A 13,850-nucleotide genomic window follows, 5' to 3' on the forward strand; every position below is an offset into this window, starting at 1 on the left:
AATTAAGCGATGACTTGATGGTAAGTTTCCACATGAAAAGACTCGACTAAATCCGGCATCACCTGATGGAAATAATGCTGAATGGCATTCTTAGCGCAGTGCTCATCGAACGCGGCGATATCGACAAACTTCTCCACAAAGGTCACACGGCGCGGTTCATCACGGCTAACGTTAAGTTCATAACGGATGCAGCCCGCTTCGCGGCGTGTATCGGGAATAAGAGAAGCAAGCGCCGCGATAAGCGCCTCAGTTTTGCCTTCCTTAGCTAAAAAGCTTGCGACACAAACGATTTGTTGTTGATTGATTTTATAGTCCGTAACTGTAGCCATTTAATTTCCTTAATATGATGTAAATTCAAACATTAAAAAACTGTTCACTCAGGTTGGTAGCGCATATCAATATGGGGAATGCCATCTTCCAAATACATTTCGGAACAGGCGTTAAACCCGAGTTTTTGGTAGAAGCTTTTCAGATAATCCTGAGCACCGATTTGGATCCCCGCTGTGGGCCAAGTACTGAGTGCAGCTTCAATCGAGCGTTGCATCAAAGGCGTTGCCAATCCCTTACCTCGTCCAGCAGATGACACCACCACTCTGCCAATGCTGGCCTCGGGATAACTGAGTCCCGGAGGCAAAATGCGGGCATAGGTGAGTAACTCCCCCGTTGGCGATAGGCCAATTAAATGCTGAGTTTCAGGGTGTCTATCTTTATCATCTAACTCTGGATAAGCACAGGCCTGCTCGACCACAAACACATCGACTCGCAGTTTGAGAACTTCATACAAAGTGTTGGCAGTTAATTGATTAAATTTGAGATTTTGCCACTCAACTGAATTTTGTATCGACATTAAAAGGCCTGCTTACGACTGAAAAGAGCTCGAGTCTATCACAGCGTTCAGCGCATAAAAAAGCGCCTAAATTCTGGGAGGATTAAGGCGCAAGGGTTACGCATTGCGAAAACGAAATGAGTCAGTCTTATTCGATCGCCGCATCGTGGGCGACTGGCCCTTGTGGTTTACGGATAAGCAGCACAGCCACCACGGCAATTAACAACAAGGCACCCATAATCAAAAATACATCGTTATAGGCTTGAATATAGGCCTGCTGACTCATGGTTTGCCCTAACAGAGCCTTGGCCTGCATGGAGGCGGTATAGGGATCCGAGCCGCCCTGTTGCAACATACTGGCACTCTGATTCAAATAGTCCTGCGCCTGTGTGCTGACCGCAGGTAAAGACTCCTTCACATGGGCCAAATGGCTGCGGGCCAAGTTATCGGTTAAGGTCGCCACCAGCGCGATACCAAAGGCGCCGCCTAAGTTACGCATGACGTTCAATACGGTCGAAGCCGAAGGATTCTCATGGGGCTTTAAATGGGCCGTCGCCAACATACCAATGGGCACTAGGATAAATGGCTGGCCTAAGGCGCGCACCACTTGAGAGGCAATCATCTGCGGCCCGGCGTAATCGGCGGTCATTTGGCTATTCATGTAATAACTTAGGGCAAACATAAAAAAGCCGAAGGCGGCTAAGTAACGCCCGTCGAAACGTTGCATTAAACGCGGCACTAATGGCAATACCAAGAGCTGCGGGAAACCCATCCACATAATAACTTCGCCGATTTCCAGCGGCGTATAATCATGCACTTGGGACAAATAAAGTGGGATCAAATAGATAGCGCCAAAGAGTGCCATCCCCAGCAAAAAGTAAGCGATTGTCGAAAGCACAAAATCGCGTTTACCGAGCAGACGTAAATTCACTAAAGGGTCTTTGCGTTTAAGCTGGATCCACACAAACAGCACTAAATTCACTGCGGCAATGATGGCGAGATTACGGATCAAATCCGAGCCAAACCAATCCTTGCGGTTACCTTCCTCTAGCACCACTTCGAGGCAGCCCATACCCAGCGCCATGGTGACAATGCCCGCTAAGTCGGCATTTTTCAGTTTGTCCCACACCACAGGGCGCTTTTCGAGACCATAGGCCAACATCGCCATTACCAGCAATCCGGGCGGCACGTTGATATAAAACAGGTAATGCCAACTAAAATGCTCAGTTAACCAACCACCTAAGGTTGGGCCAATCGAGGGAGCAAATGTCGCAGTCACCCCGAATAACGCCATCCCCACAGCACGTTTATTCTCGGGTAAAAATTCTAAGATCAGCCGAAAAGCTAGCGGGATCAACGCGCCACCAAAGAAGCCCTGCAACGCCCGAAAGGCGATCATGGCCTCGAGGTTCCACGAAATAGAACACAGGATAGAAGCAAAGATAAAGGCAGCTGTGGTCCACAGCAGATAACGCCTGACCGAAAGCCCTGTGCTTAACCAGCCCGAGAGCGGAATCGCAATCATCTCGGCAACAAGATAAGCCGTTGAAATCCAACTGCCTTCTTCCAGCGTTGCGCCTAGGCTGCCTTGGATTTCCTTCATCGAGGCATTGGTGATTTGAATATCGAGGATCGCCATAAAGGCGCCAATCAAACCACCAAAAACGGCAATCCAGGAACGGCGGCTACCGCGCCCATAATCGCTCGGTGCACTGGCTGTTCCCGCAGCCATGGCCGCGGGCAGCGCTTCTGTCCTGCTCATCTTAACGACCGATGTTTGCGGCGATAGCCGTTGCCGGATGAGACGCAGTATCGACCTTCACCACCGCACTTAAACCGGGGACGACACGCGCCACCTCTTCTGAGAGATCTAAACGGATCCGCACCGGGATACGTTGCACAATTTTCGTGAAGTTACCCGTGGCATTTTCGGCTGGCAGCAGACTAAATTTGGCTCCGGACGCCGGTGACAGACTATCGATAACACCTGTAAAGGTTTTGTCGGGAAACGCATCGAGACTGACCTGTACCGACTGTCCGGGTTGCATATGTTGGATTTGGGTTTCTTTAAAGTTCGCCGTGATCCATACAGCCCCATCCGGAACCAAACTGTAGAGTGCTTGGCCGGGCTGAACGTATTGCCCCACCATAGCGCCGCGTTTACCAATCACCCCAGAGAAAGGTGCGGTCACACGGGTATCATTGAGCTGAATTTTAGCCAGCTCCAATGCCGCATTTGACTGTTCAACGACTGAGCTTGCTTGGTTGAGCTGGGCATTAAACACAGCTAATTCACGCTCTTTGGCAATTAACAGCGCCTTGGCCTCATCGAGATGAGCAGTGGCAGAATCAAACCCAGCCTGCAATTGGTCAACATCGTCCTGTGAGCTGTAATTGCTGACTTTTAACTTTTTAGACCGGCTCAACTGTTGCTCGGCACGAAGTTTGTCGGCCTGCGCCGCAACCACGCCCGCACTCGCTTGGCTGATGAGCGCACGCTGCAATTCCACCTTAGCGGCTAAGGTTTGCAGATCGGCCTTAGCACTGGCGAGTGACGCCTCGGCTTGGCTGACTTTAGCGCTAAACTGGTTATCTTCAAGCTGCGCCAATAACTCCCCCTTACGCACATGTTGGTTATCGGTCACATCGGATAACACCACATAGCCCGGGACTTTCACGCTCACATGGGAGATATCGGCCTCAACATAAGCATTATCAGTAGATTCAATAAAACGTACTTGCGTCCACCAGTAATAACCGCCACCCGCAACGGCGGCGAGTAATAGTGGAACGGCGATGATGAGTTTACTTTTGGACATGAATGACTCCTTGATTAGTGGGTGCTAGTGTACTACTGTCTCATCAGGTTTATTAGATAGTTAAAAATCAACCCACTGTTTCACAGGTGTAACAATCATGGATCTCAATCGCGTGCAAATATTTGCTCAAGTGGTCGAGCAAGGCAGCTTCACCGGCGCCGCCAAGGCGCTTGGCTTAACTAAGGCCACTGTCAGTCGCAAGATTGCCGAACTGGAGTCAGATACTGGCACCCAGTTGTTATTCCGAACAACCCGAGCCCTTAAACTCACCGAGGCGGGTTCGAGTTACTACAATCGAATCAATAAGATCTTGAGCGATCTGCAGAGCGCCGAAAATCAACTCAGCGCTCACCAACAATTGATTAAAGGCAACCTAAAAATAGTGTGCCCCATCGAATTAGGCCAATTGTTCCTAGGGCCAATCTTCGCCCAGTTTTTAACCCTTTATCCCGATATCACCATTGAGGCAGAACTCACTAACCGCAAAGTGGATGTGATAGAAGAAGGTATCGATTTGTTATTTCAGATCGCCGACTCCCATGACAACCGATTGCAGAGTTATTCCTTGGTTAATGCCTACAAATCATTAATGGCCAGCCCCAGTTATTTAGCCGAACACGGCACCCCAAAAGTGCCACAGGACTTAGCCAAGCATAAAGCCATTCGCTTACAATCGGCCCATATTGAAGGTGCCTGGAAACTGTTTGATGGCAAGTCTTGGGTAGTGATAGAACCAGTAACACAACTGACAGTAAACAATGTCACCATTGCCCGCGAAGCCGCCATTGCAGGGCTTGGCATTACGGCTGTGCCATCGATTATTGCCCATGAGGCGATAGAAAAAGGCTATTTAGTCCCCCTGCTCGACGAATACCCTATGGTGCAAACCAAAGTGGTGCTCAGTTATCCCAAGCGGGCTTATTTGCCGCGCAAGTATCGTGTGTTTATCGAATTTATCTACTCAGCCCTGTTTAAACGCTGGGGTTCACAGGTATTAGAAGTGCCAGAATTTATCGATCAGCAAGAACCAAGCAACTCTCGCCCGACTTAACAAATGTAACCTTTGCGCGGTAAAATTGAACAACACAGGATAAATCCTGAATGACAGAATTGCCTTAATCCTTAAGCCCCTATAAGCTGGGCAAGGTAACAGGCAGCAAAAGACCCTTAGGTTCCCTGATACACTTCACACAATAAAATTTAACATTTAATTTTTAATTTCGGAGGAAACCTGATGAGCTTAATTAAAGAGTTCAAGGCTTTTGCATCCCGTGGCAATGTGATCGATATGGCGGTGGGTATTATCATCGGTGCCGCCTTTGGCAAGATAGTTTCATCCTTTGTGGCTGATATTATTATGCCGCCGATTGGGATCATCTTAGGGGGCGTGAATTTCAGCGATCTGAGCATAGTGTTGCAAGCCGCCCAAGGCGACGCACCTGCGGTGGTGATTGCTTACGGTAAATTCATCCAAACCGTTATCGACTTTACCATTATTGCCTTTGCGATTTTTATGGGCTTAAAAGCCATTAACAGCCTAAAACGTAAACAGGAAGAAGCGCCTAAAGCACCACCAGCGCCAACCAAAGATCAAGAGCTGTTATCTGAGATCCGCGATCTGCTTAAAACACAGCAAGAAAAATAAGTTAACTTAGCTTTCTTATCTTTACTGATTGATATTAAAAACCCATCGATATTGATGGGTTTTGTTTTTATACAAGCACTTAGATTACTCGGGTACGTCGTGCACTGTTTCGCTATAGTCTTGCACCACTTCGGCGACGCGGATGCGATAGGAATTAAACAAACAGGGTACAATACCCGTCTGTTCAGCAATGCTGTGGGCCATTTGATTACGCCACTGGGTAATCGAGGCCATATCTTCCCAAAACGACAGGCTCAACACCTTGCCATCGTCGGTTAAGCTCTGAAACCGTTCAATTGAAATCAGCCCTTGGCGTCCTTCCAAATATTGGCGCATTTCGGCGGCCACGTGCAAATATTCTTCCTTGCCTTCTTTCGTGGGAACGACTTCAAAAATGACTGCGATCATAATGCTCTCCAGAGATAGTAATCCTTAATACCAGAGCTAAGCCTAGCCTATATCGCGCACTATAGCTCACTGATTTTTAACTTTAACATTGAACCTTGCCACAAAATGAGGTCAAGGCTCTGAACCCCACTAGTCGGGCGACTTATCGTGGCGATATAACCAGCGATATAGGGTCGGCAATACCAATAACGTCAGTGCCGTAGAACTAAACAGCCCACCGATAATCACCACCGCCAGCGGCTTTTGGATTTCACTGCCCACACCCGATGAAACCAAGATTGGGATCAAGCCTAATGCCGAGGTCAAGGCAGTCATCAATACAGGGCGCAGACGCCCAACCGTGCCTTCGTAAACCGAGTCATAGAGCGACTCGCCACTCTGCCGGCGCTGGTTGATCGAATCCACTAACACCACGCCATTGAGCACCGCCACCCCAAACAAAGTAATAAAGCCAATGGAGCTTGGCACAGACAGATAGGTACCGCTGACATAAAGCGCCACAATACCGCCGATAAGTGCCAGAGGGACGTTCGCCATGATCAGAAAGACCTGTTTCATCGCGCCAAAGGAAAAGTACAACAGCAAGGCAATCAAGGCGATGGAGACTGGCACCACCAACATCAGCTTTTGTTGTGCCCTTTGCTGATTCTCGTACTGACCGCCCACCATCACAGTGTATCCTGCGGGCAAATCGGCCTGAGGCACTAGCGCATAGATATCTTTAACCACTGAGCCCATGTCACGCCCCGCCACGTTGGCTTGCACCACCACGCGGCGCTGCACATCATCACGGCGAATATTCGGCGGCGCCATTTCAACTTCTACACTCGCCACCTCGCCTAAACGCACGGTTGCGCCATTGCTGCCACTGAGGAGTAAATCTTTAATCACATCTGGGCTGCGACGAAACTGCCCCGCAAGACGCAGATTAATATCGTATCTCGCGTTACCGTCGATCACTTGTCCGGCGCTCGCACCACCAATCCCTTGACTAACTAGCGACATCACTTGATCGACACTGATGCCATAACGGGCAAGCTGTGCGCGGTCAGGCCGCACCACCAGCTGCGCCTCACCACTCACCTGTTCGAGGGACACATCCACGGCACCGGGGATTTTCGCCACCAGATCGCTAAGTACTTGCCCCTTTTGTGATAACACATCTAAATCGGGGCCAAAAAGCTTAATCGCTAATTGTGCCTTCACTCCCGAGAGTAACTCGTCTACCCGAGTCGCAATAGGTTGGGAGAAGGTGAGCAGCAGCCCGGGGAAAACACTGAGTTTTTCTTCCATCAGCCGTTGCAGCTCCAAACGCGAGCTGGCCGATTGCCATTCTTCGATAGGTTTAAGGCCGATGTAGACCTCGATATTGCTCACAGGCTCAGGATCGCCGCCTAATTCGGGCGCACCGATACGGCTTAAGGCATATTCCACCTCGGGGAACTCCAGCAGCAAGGCCTCAAGTTTAGGCGCCACATCCAAGGAAGTACCAAGGCTCGCGGTTGGTGCCAGCGTCACCCTCAAGTTGATTGTGCCTTCTTCAAGTTCAGGCACAAACTCAGTACCCAGCCTTGGCAGCAGCACCATACTCATCGCAAACATCAGTACCGCGCTAATCATCACCAGTTTTGGTCGCGCTAGGGTTGCACTCAGCAGTTTGCGATAGGCTGCATCCAAAGGTGCTAACACCACGCTTTCCTTCAGTACCACCCCACGTTTAAACAGATAAACCGCTAGCGCAGGCACGGCAATCAAGGCCACCAACAAGGCAGAAATCATCGCTAAGATAATGCTGATCGCCATAGGTTGGAACAGCTTGCCCTCAACCCCTTCCAGCGCAAATAGCGGCGCAAACACCACAATGATGATGGCGGTCGCGAAGAAAATAGGACTACAGACTTCTTTCGCCGCCAGCATAATGCGCACGGCCATGCTGTTATCCGCTTCAACGCCGCCAGCACTGCCATCCTCATCGCCATGGTAAGGGTCGGCTTCGCCATCGGCGCGCGTTCTCGCTTGGGCTAAGTGGCGGCGATCTGGCTGAGTTAAATGTTTGAAAATATTCTCAACCATCACCACAGAGCCATCGACTAACATACCAATGGCCACCGCCAATCCGCCAAGGGACATCAAATTGGCGGAAAGCCCATAGTAAGACATCACCATCAACGCCAAACCAATGGACACAGGAATAGACAACAGCACCAACAAAGTTGCGCGGATATTAACGAGGAACAGCGCCAAGATAACCACGATAAACACAAAGGCCATCAACAGTGCATCGCGCACAGTGGCAACGGCTTTATCCACTAAATCCGCTTGGTCGTAAAACACCTCGAAAGACACGCCTTTGGGCAGTGCCTGCTCAATCAGATTAATCCGCGCATCGATATCATCGATCGTCGCCTTAGTGTTGGCGCCCATGCGTTTAAGCACTACGCCAGCCACAACTTCACCCAAGGCTTGCGCCTGACCCGCCTCATCGCGGCGCGTCATAGTCACGGCCCCAACGCGGATCTCACTGCCAAAATCGACCTTAGCAATATCCCCCACTCGCACCGGTGTGCCACGTACTTCGGTAAGCGGAATTTGAGCGATAGCAGCAAGCCCTGCCTCACCTGCGGGTAACATGCCATAACCCCGCACCACCAATTGCTCCTGGCCTTGGTCCATAAACCAACCTCCAGCGTTGCGGTTATTGCTCTCAAGCGCCTCACTCACCTGCGCCATCGACAAGCCATAGGCTCGCAACTTGTTAGGGTCGACCTGCACTTGATACTGACGCACCTCGCCGCCAAAAGATAAAACATCGGTCACGCCGCCAACGGGCATCATGATCAGTTTAACAAGATAATCGTTAAGGCTACGCAGCTCGGCGGCATTGATGCCCGAGCTAGGGTCAGCCCGCAGAATATACTGATAAATCTGCCCCAAACCTGAAGTGTTAGGGCCAATTTCTGGCACGCCCACCCCGCTTGGGATCATCTCCCGCGCCGCCTGTAACTGCTCAAACACTTGCTGTCGGGCAAAGTAAATATCTGTGCCCTCGGCAAATACCACGGTCACGATAGACAAGCCAGTGCGCGAAAGTGAGCGCACCTCGGTCACCGCCGGCAAGGCATACATGGCCGACTCGACCGGATAACTGATGAGTTTTTCCACTTCTTCGGCGGCCAGTCCTTCGGCTGCGGTATTGATAGTCACCTGCACATTGGTGACATCGGGAAAGGCATCTAGATTCAGTTTGGGCAACATAGCCACACTGGCGGCCACCACCGCAAGCAGTGCCAGCACCACTAATAGCCGATTTTTAATCGCGGCTTCGATTGCTTTTTGCAACATAATAATTCCTCGCGCGTTAGCCCTAAACCTTTAAAAAAGCTATCAAAATAGGGCTTGAGAAGGGTTAGCTAAACAGCTTACATATCAGCACAGCCATTAGTGGGCATGAATATCAAAGCCGGCTTTAGCCTGCTCCGACGCTAAGAAAAACGCGCCCTCTATCACCACTTTCTGTTGTGCCTGCCGCGCCTTATCTAACTCGTCTCCACGCACTAGGCTTAAGCCGCGTTGACGCTGAACCACTTCTACCTCAATGGCCTCAAAACCATCTTCGTCTTGAATAAAGATCTGCCAATCGCCGTCACCGCTGCGTGTTAGCGCTGCATCGGGTAGGACGATCCCTGATGAGAAGCCTGATGAAACGCCCGATGAGGAAGCACTTCCATCTGCACTGGCTGGCGTATCGGCAAAGTAAAGTTCGGCAAATTGCCCCGCGTGCAACAGCTGCTCCGGGTTTGGCATGCTGACTAAGACCTGCTCGGTGCGCGTCACGCTATCCAACTCATGGGAGCGGCCGATAATCTTGCCTGCCAAGGTTTTATCACCCACTTGTACTAACGCCGGACCGCCGACATTCAAATTGGCCGCCTGTGCTGGCGTTAATTGCGCCTCCACCCAAAGGTGCGACTCATCGGTGAGTTGCATCAATGGCGTTCCCGCAATAAATATTTGCCCTAACATAGCGATGTCCTGTTGCACTCGGCCATCGATAGGCGCCAATAATTGATAACTGCCGATGGCTTCGGGGGTCGACTCTAAGGTACGAATTTGTTCCGGCGTCATTTTGATCGCCTCCAGAATTGCCCGCTTAAGTTCGGCATCAACTTGCGCCTGCATTCTGCGACTCACGCTCACGGCGCCCTCACCCATACGACGGACTCGGCTCCATTCGGCGGCGGCATTGATATATTCCGCCTGCGCTTTCGCGACTTCTGCACCACCTAAGGTCAGTAAGGGCTCACCTTTTTTTACTTCTTGCCCCGGCACCACATGGCGAGCCTTTACGCGTACATCGAGCTGTGGCGCTAAGGTTGCGGTTCTATCACGGTCCACTACTAAGCTCGCCGTCGCCATAGTATTGAGATTGATATTGCTAAAACTTAAGCTGTCGCTGTTAAGGGGTAATAGACGGATCCCTGCGAGTTCCAACTGCACAGGCGTCAGAGTGAGTGCCTGCTCACCATGGTCATCTTCTGTAGCGTTTGCACTCTTTTCAGCTGTATTTGCCACCTTTTCGGCGCCGTGGTCATCACCTTCACCGGCGAATGTTGGCGCAGTCATAGTTAAGGAAGTGAGCATCAGCGCCAGCGCTAAACGAGAAGGAGTAAACAATGATCTTAAGCCCGTGGCAGGCGCAGTAGAGAAAGAATGGAAAAAAGATTTTTGAGTAATTGAATTCATTAGTATTACCTCACGATTTACTTTGCTGGCACGGCGTTTGTGATAGTAGTGGGCGTTGATTTGTCGGCTAACTTATCGGTCATGGGCAGCAGTTGACCGCTGTCGCCCATCCAAGTTAACCAACTCTGATAAATTGCCGTTTCGAGGGTTAAACCGACCAAATAACTGGCCGCGAGTTGTCGCCGACTCTGCAAATACTCGCTGGTACTCACATCGCCCGAACGCCACAGCTCACTTAAGGATTTAGCGGCTTTCCCCCCCGAGGCTTCGACTCGCTCACGCCAGTCTTGGTAGCGCGCCAGTAAACGGGGTAAGGCACTGTTGAATTGCGCCTGTTTCGCCGTAAGCACTCGCTCACGGGCTAAGTAGTTCTGCTCCGCGATTGCGATGCCCTTGTCAGCAACCGACTGTAACTCACTGTAGTTATTACGAACCTGCAAAGGGATCGCTACGCCGATGCCAACCTTGTTGTCATCACCTTCTTTTTCAACACCTAGGTTGATGGTGGGATCAGCCGCCGTATCCGCCTTAACCTTCATGGCATTAGCCTTAGCCAGCAACACCTGTTGACGGGCACTGGTCAAGGCGGGTAAATCTGCTTTCAGGGACATCTTCGACACAAATTGGCCAATCTCGGGGATAAACTCCTTAAACTTGAGCTTGTCGACGCCGAGTAACTCGATCACTTTGCCATCGGCCACTAAGGCAGCTTGCTCGGCCATAGCATAGTCAGCGGTGTTACTCGCCAGTTCGAGTTTCAGCAGTTGTAACTCAACATCGGATAAATCCCCTGCCTCAAAACGCTGCTCGGCAATATTCAGTTGTGCCTGAGTAAACCTTAATTGCTGCTCGGCAAAGGTGAGCGCCTTATTGCTTTGCGCCTGCTCGGCCAGAGCCAATAGGCGCTCGGCCAACATTTGACTGCGCTCTAAGCTAATGTCCGCTAACAGAATTTGCGCTTCGAGCTGGGCAAGTTGCGTAGCGACACCACGCTTATCACCCCAATCTAATGTCTGGCTCAGCTCCAAACTGTATACATCGGTATCGGCATTTTGATAATTCAGCCCAAGCTCGGGGTTATAAACGGCGCGATCCGCCGCGGCTATAGCCAGCTCCGCCTGTTGCTGCCGAGCAATTTGTGCCTGTACCTCTGGCAACTGATTAATTTTCTTGAGTAATTCAGGCAACCATTGATTGAGTGTGGCCTGGGTCTCTGGGATTAATAGGTCGTCTTGCGCCAACGAAGGGCCATCGGCCGATGAGGAGAGTGAATCGGCCTTAAGCGCTTTGGCTTCTAGTTCTGGGGTAGCTGCAACAGCATAGTTGACCTGTCCGCCGACCAGCACAAGCGTGCTAAACAGACCGAACAAGGTCTGGGCGATAATGGTTTTCTTCATCGCAATTCCTAACAATATCTAAATAGGATTGGCACCACGCAATGGGCGTATGGATACCAATCGAATACTCCCCACAGGCTAAATATCGATTAAGCTCAAAGCGCTAGCGCGAGCCATGGCAGTTCGAGGCCAATAAAACCGATACTTTGGGGATAAATTAAGGGCTTATAGCGGTACGCGCTAACAAAGCGATACGTGATCAGCGATAAGCAGATATTGAAAGTTAAACGATGGGAGGGCGATATTCAGGTAATTGTTCTGGTGGAAAATAGGCTAAATCCGTTGGCACATAAGCAGTTTCAAAGGCCGTCAGAGTTTCAGTCTCAGAATGGGATAACAAGGCCACGTGACCGCCGTGACATTTGCAATCGAGGCATAAATCAAAATCTTGAATTTCAGTGGTTTGCACTAAGTGTGAATGACCTGTAGCACTAGCAGCCGAAACGCTCACATTGAATGCGGCTTCGCCAAACGCCTCGGCACTGAATCCAAGTGTCTGCTCATTTGGGCACACACAATCCAAGCATTGAGCTAAGGTGGTCACGGGAGCACTAAATTGTAGATGGGGATGATGTTCAGCTTCTTCGGCGCCATTACCCGCGTGTAACTGATGCGCACCCAAATTCGCGCCCGCAAATTGCAGCACGATAATGGCTATCAGTAGGGTGACCATTCGGCTAAAGAATGGCTTGGCGGTCGAAATCAAATATCACCTTTGGACAATTCAGTCAGTAATTTAGCAATAGCTGGTGCAAACATCAGACAGGGATTTTAAGCATAAGTTCACAGCTTGCAAGTAAAAAATAAACCAAGCTGTGACACTATTCGCTTGAAAAGTTTACTTAAACACGCAGTGTTTAGCGTAATCGGCCGCTTCGTTCGCCGTCCAATCACCCGAAGGTTTATCCTTCATTTGCTTACACCAAGCTTCACTGCCCACCTCTGGCGCACAGGCACTTAAGCCAGCGGTAAAGGCCAACACTAAGGCGATAGCGCCTAATTTAGCGGTCGGTTTGACAGTCATAGATTTCAACAAAGACATAGTTAATTCCTTATAAGTAATACCCACCATGGGTCGTTAAAAAGTTGAACGTTTCGCAATCCAGTCGATGGCTTTGGCTTTTTGCTCTAAGGGGAACCAAGCCACTTCGCCCTGCATAAAGGGGCCGAGTAAACGCACCGCATTACCCACCCAATCTGGGCCACCGACAAATACTAGGGCTTCAAAGTTCGGGAGTTGGACTTCACCGCTGCCCGTTAGCGACTCAAACTCCCAGCCTTCGAGTAAGACGTCCGCCTCGATATACAGGCAAACCTGTCCCCAATCCTTGCGGTAACTCTTAATGGCCGGCTGTAAACGGGTACGATAATCGGTTGAAGAGAGTCGACCACTGGCGAAAAGACTGATAACACCCTTAGCAATATCGGGGATTTGGCATAACATAAAGGCACTCCGAAACGAGAACACTATTTTGCAAACGGGCAAACACGCCTGTCCAGCAAGAATGCGCCGATGATAACAAATCTATTGAAAAGCCATAAGCAGTTATTGCTCGCTTTTCAAAGCAATTGGACAAAACCCTAAGTCTGCCATGATAAAAATCTCAAACCGTGTGGAACTTCCGGAAAATGAAATCGAGTGGCAATTTATCCGCTCAAGCGGGGCTGGCGGACAGAATGTCAATAAAGTCTCCACCGCCGCCCAATTGATTTTTGATATCAGAAACTCATCTTTACCCGAGTTTTATCAGCAGCGCCTGCTACAAAAAGCCGATCATCGCATCACTGCTAGCGGCAAAATTATTATCAAATGTCAGGCGAGCCGCAGCCAAGAGGCGAATAGGCAAACCGCGTTGGATCAATTTATCGCCCTAGTTGCCAGCGTGGCCGAAGTACACAAAAAACGCATTCCGACCCGAGCGACCAAAAGCAGCCAAACCAAGCGCTTAGATGCGAAAAAACAACGCGGCGCCACTAAGACCATGCGACAGATTAAGTTTGATTAAACCCGC

The 13,850-nt window shown here is 50.3% G+C and carries 14 protein-coding genes; 3 read left to right on the top strand and 11 right to left on the bottom strand.

Going from position 1 to position 13,850, the window contains the following annotated elements; all coding sequences use genetic code 11:
• Positions 1-2: 2 nt before the first annotated feature.
• The 4 genes from ACK5NH_RS06510 to ACK5NH_RS06525 form a co-directional block, all read right to left on the bottom strand.
• On the bottom strand, positions 3-329 hold the full coding sequence (locus tag ACK5NH_RS06510) for a putative quinol monooxygenase (RefSeq protein WP_416918500.1): 327 nt from the start codon (positions 327-329) through the stop codon (positions 3-5).
• Positions 330-373: 44 nt separating this feature from the next.
• Positions 374-847: a GNAT family N-acetyltransferase gene (locus ACK5NH_RS06515; protein ID WP_416918502.1), complete on the bottom strand. Its 474-nt coding sequence runs from the start codon at positions 845-847 to the stop codon at positions 374-376.
• Positions 848-974: 127 nt separating this feature from the next.
• Complete coding sequence (locus ACK5NH_RS06520; protein ID WP_416918504.1) at positions 975-2,588, bottom strand: DHA2 family efflux MFS transporter permease subunit; 1,614 nt, start codon at positions 2,586-2,588, stop codon at positions 975-977.
• A 1-nt stretch (position 2,589) separates the two neighbouring features.
• Positions 2,590-3,645: an HlyD family secretion protein gene (locus ACK5NH_RS06525; protein ID WP_416918506.1), complete on the bottom strand. Its 1,056-nt coding sequence runs from the start codon at positions 3,643-3,645 to the stop codon at positions 2,590-2,592.
• Between the two features lie 97 nt (positions 3,646-3,742).
• Between ACK5NH_RS06525 and ACK5NH_RS06530 the strand changes: the two genes are divergently transcribed.
• The gene (locus tag ACK5NH_RS06530) at positions 3,743-4,696 is read left to right on the top strand and encodes a LysR substrate-binding domain-containing protein (RefSeq protein WP_416918508.1); all 954 of its coding nucleotides are present in this window, start codon (positions 3,743-3,745) and stop codon (positions 4,694-4,696) included.
• A 183-nt stretch (positions 4,697-4,879) separates the two neighbouring features.
• Complete coding sequence (mscL, locus tag ACK5NH_RS06535; RefSeq protein ID WP_416918510.1) at positions 4,880-5,290, top strand: large-conductance mechanosensitive channel protein MscL; 411 nt, start codon at positions 4,880-4,882, stop codon at positions 5,288-5,290.
• Positions 5,291-5,374: 84 nt separating this feature from the next.
• Here the strand turns inward: mscL and ACK5NH_RS06540 are convergent, their stop codons facing one another.
• The 7 genes from ACK5NH_RS06540 to ACK5NH_RS06570 all read right to left on the bottom strand — a co-directional run bounded on the left by ACK5NH_RS06540 (position 5,375) and on the right by ACK5NH_RS06570 (position 13,282).
• Positions 5,375-5,698, bottom strand: a complete 324-nt coding sequence (locus ACK5NH_RS06540) for an antibiotic biosynthesis monooxygenase family protein (protein ID WP_416918512.1) — start codon at positions 5,696-5,698, stop codon at positions 5,375-5,377.
• Between the two features lie 129 nt (positions 5,699-5,827).
• Positions 5,828-9,040 carry an efflux RND transporter permease subunit gene (locus tag ACK5NH_RS06545; RefSeq protein ID WP_416918514.1) on the bottom strand — a complete coding sequence of 1,071 codons (3,213 nt, stop codon included), beginning with the start codon at positions 9,038-9,040 and terminating at the stop codon, positions 5,828-5,830.
• A 96-nt stretch (positions 9,041-9,136) separates the two neighbouring features.
• Entirely contained in the window at positions 9,137-10,441 is a 1,305-nt protein-coding gene (locus tag ACK5NH_RS06550) for an efflux RND transporter periplasmic adaptor subunit (RefSeq protein WP_416918516.1), read from the bottom strand.
• 17 nt (positions 10,442-10,458) lie between these two features.
• Positions 10,459-11,838: a TolC family protein gene (locus ACK5NH_RS06555; RefSeq protein ID WP_416918518.1), complete on the bottom strand. Its 1,380-nt coding sequence runs from the start codon at positions 11,836-11,838 to the stop codon at positions 10,459-10,461.
• Positions 11,839-12,061: 223 nt separating this feature from the next.
• Complete coding sequence (locus ACK5NH_RS06560; protein WP_416918632.1) at positions 12,062-12,511, bottom strand: hypothetical protein; 450 nt, start codon at positions 12,509-12,511, stop codon at positions 12,062-12,064.
• Positions 12,512-12,676: 165 nt separating this feature from the next.
• Positions 12,677-12,880 (bottom strand): DUF3012 domain-containing protein, encoded by a 204-nt coding sequence (locus ACK5NH_RS06565; protein ID WP_416918519.1) that lies wholly within the window; start codon positions 12,878-12,880, stop codon positions 12,677-12,679.
• Positions 12,881-12,916: 36 nt separating this feature from the next.
• The gene (locus tag ACK5NH_RS06570) at positions 12,917-13,282 is read right to left on the bottom strand and encodes an STAS/SEC14 domain-containing protein (RefSeq protein WP_011621315.1); all 366 of its coding nucleotides are present in this window, start codon (positions 13,280-13,282) and stop codon (positions 12,917-12,919) included.
• 148 nt (positions 13,283-13,430) lie between these two features.
• On the opposite strand from ACK5NH_RS06570, the gene arfB reads away from it, so the two are divergent.
• Positions 13,431-13,844, top strand: coding sequence for an alternative ribosome rescue aminoacyl-tRNA hydrolase ArfB (gene arfB, locus ACK5NH_RS06575; RefSeq protein ID WP_416918521.1), 414 nt, complete (start codon positions 13,431-13,433; stop codon positions 13,842-13,844).
• Positions 13,845-13,850: the final 6 nt, after the last annotated feature.

It is taken from the genome of Shewanella sp. (assembly GCF_047975355.1).
GTDB lineage: Bacteria > Pseudomonadota > Gammaproteobacteria > Enterobacterales > Shewanellaceae > Shewanella.

What these genes read in the sequence shown, in the direction of transcription:
- mscL (WP_416918510.1), top strand. Translation starts at nt 4,880, where the DNA reads ATGAGCTTAATTAAAGAGTTCAAGGCTTTTGCATCCCGTGGCAATGTG.
- ACK5NH_RS06555 (WP_416918518.1), bottom strand. Translation starts at nt 11,838, where the DNA reads ATGAAGAAAACCATTATCGCCCAGACCTTGTTCGGTCTGTTTAGCACG.
- ACK5NH_RS06510 (WP_416918500.1), bottom strand. Translation starts at nt 329, where the DNA reads ATGGCTACAGTTACGGACTATAAAATCAATCAACAACAAATCGTTTGT.
- arfB (WP_416918521.1), top strand. Translation starts at nt 13,431, where the DNA reads ATGATAAAAATCTCAAACCGTGTGGAACTTCCGGAAAATGAAATCGAG.
- ACK5NH_RS06525 (WP_416918506.1), bottom strand. Translation starts at nt 3,645, where the DNA reads ATGTCCAAAAGTAAACTCATCATCGCCGTTCCACTATTACTCGCCGCC.
- ACK5NH_RS06545 (WP_416918514.1), bottom strand. Translation starts at nt 9,040, where the DNA reads ATGTTGCAAAAAGCAATCGAAGCCGCGATTAAAAATCGGCTATTAGTG.
- ACK5NH_RS06570 (WP_011621315.1), bottom strand. Translation starts at nt 13,282, where the DNA reads ATGTTATGCCAAATCCCCGATATTGCTAAGGGTGTTATCAGTCTTTTC.
- ACK5NH_RS06515 (WP_416918502.1), bottom strand. Translation starts at nt 847, where the DNA reads ATGTCGATACAAAATTCAGTTGAGTGGCAAAATCTCAAATTTAATCAA.
- ACK5NH_RS06550 (WP_416918516.1), bottom strand. Translation starts at nt 10,441, where the DNA reads ATGAATTCAATTACTCAAAAATCTTTTTTCCATTCTTTCTCTACTGCG.
- ACK5NH_RS06520 (WP_416918504.1), bottom strand. Translation starts at nt 2,588, where the DNA reads ATGAGCAGGACAGAAGCGCTGCCCGCGGCCATGGCTGCGGGAACAGCC.
- ACK5NH_RS06560 (WP_416918632.1), bottom strand. Translation starts at nt 12,511, where the DNA reads ATGGTCACCCTACTGATAGCCATTATCGTGCTGCAATTTGCGGGCGCG.
- ACK5NH_RS06530 (WP_416918508.1), top strand. Translation starts at nt 3,743, where the DNA reads ATGGATCTCAATCGCGTGCAAATATTTGCTCAAGTGGTCGAGCAAGGC.
- ACK5NH_RS06540 (WP_416918512.1), bottom strand. Translation starts at nt 5,698, where the DNA reads ATGATCGCAGTCATTTTTGAAGTCGTTCCCACGAAAGAAGGCAAGGAA.
- ACK5NH_RS06565 (WP_416918519.1), bottom strand. Translation starts at nt 12,880, where the DNA reads ATGTCTTTGTTGAAATCTATGACTGTCAAACCGACCGCTAAATTAGGC.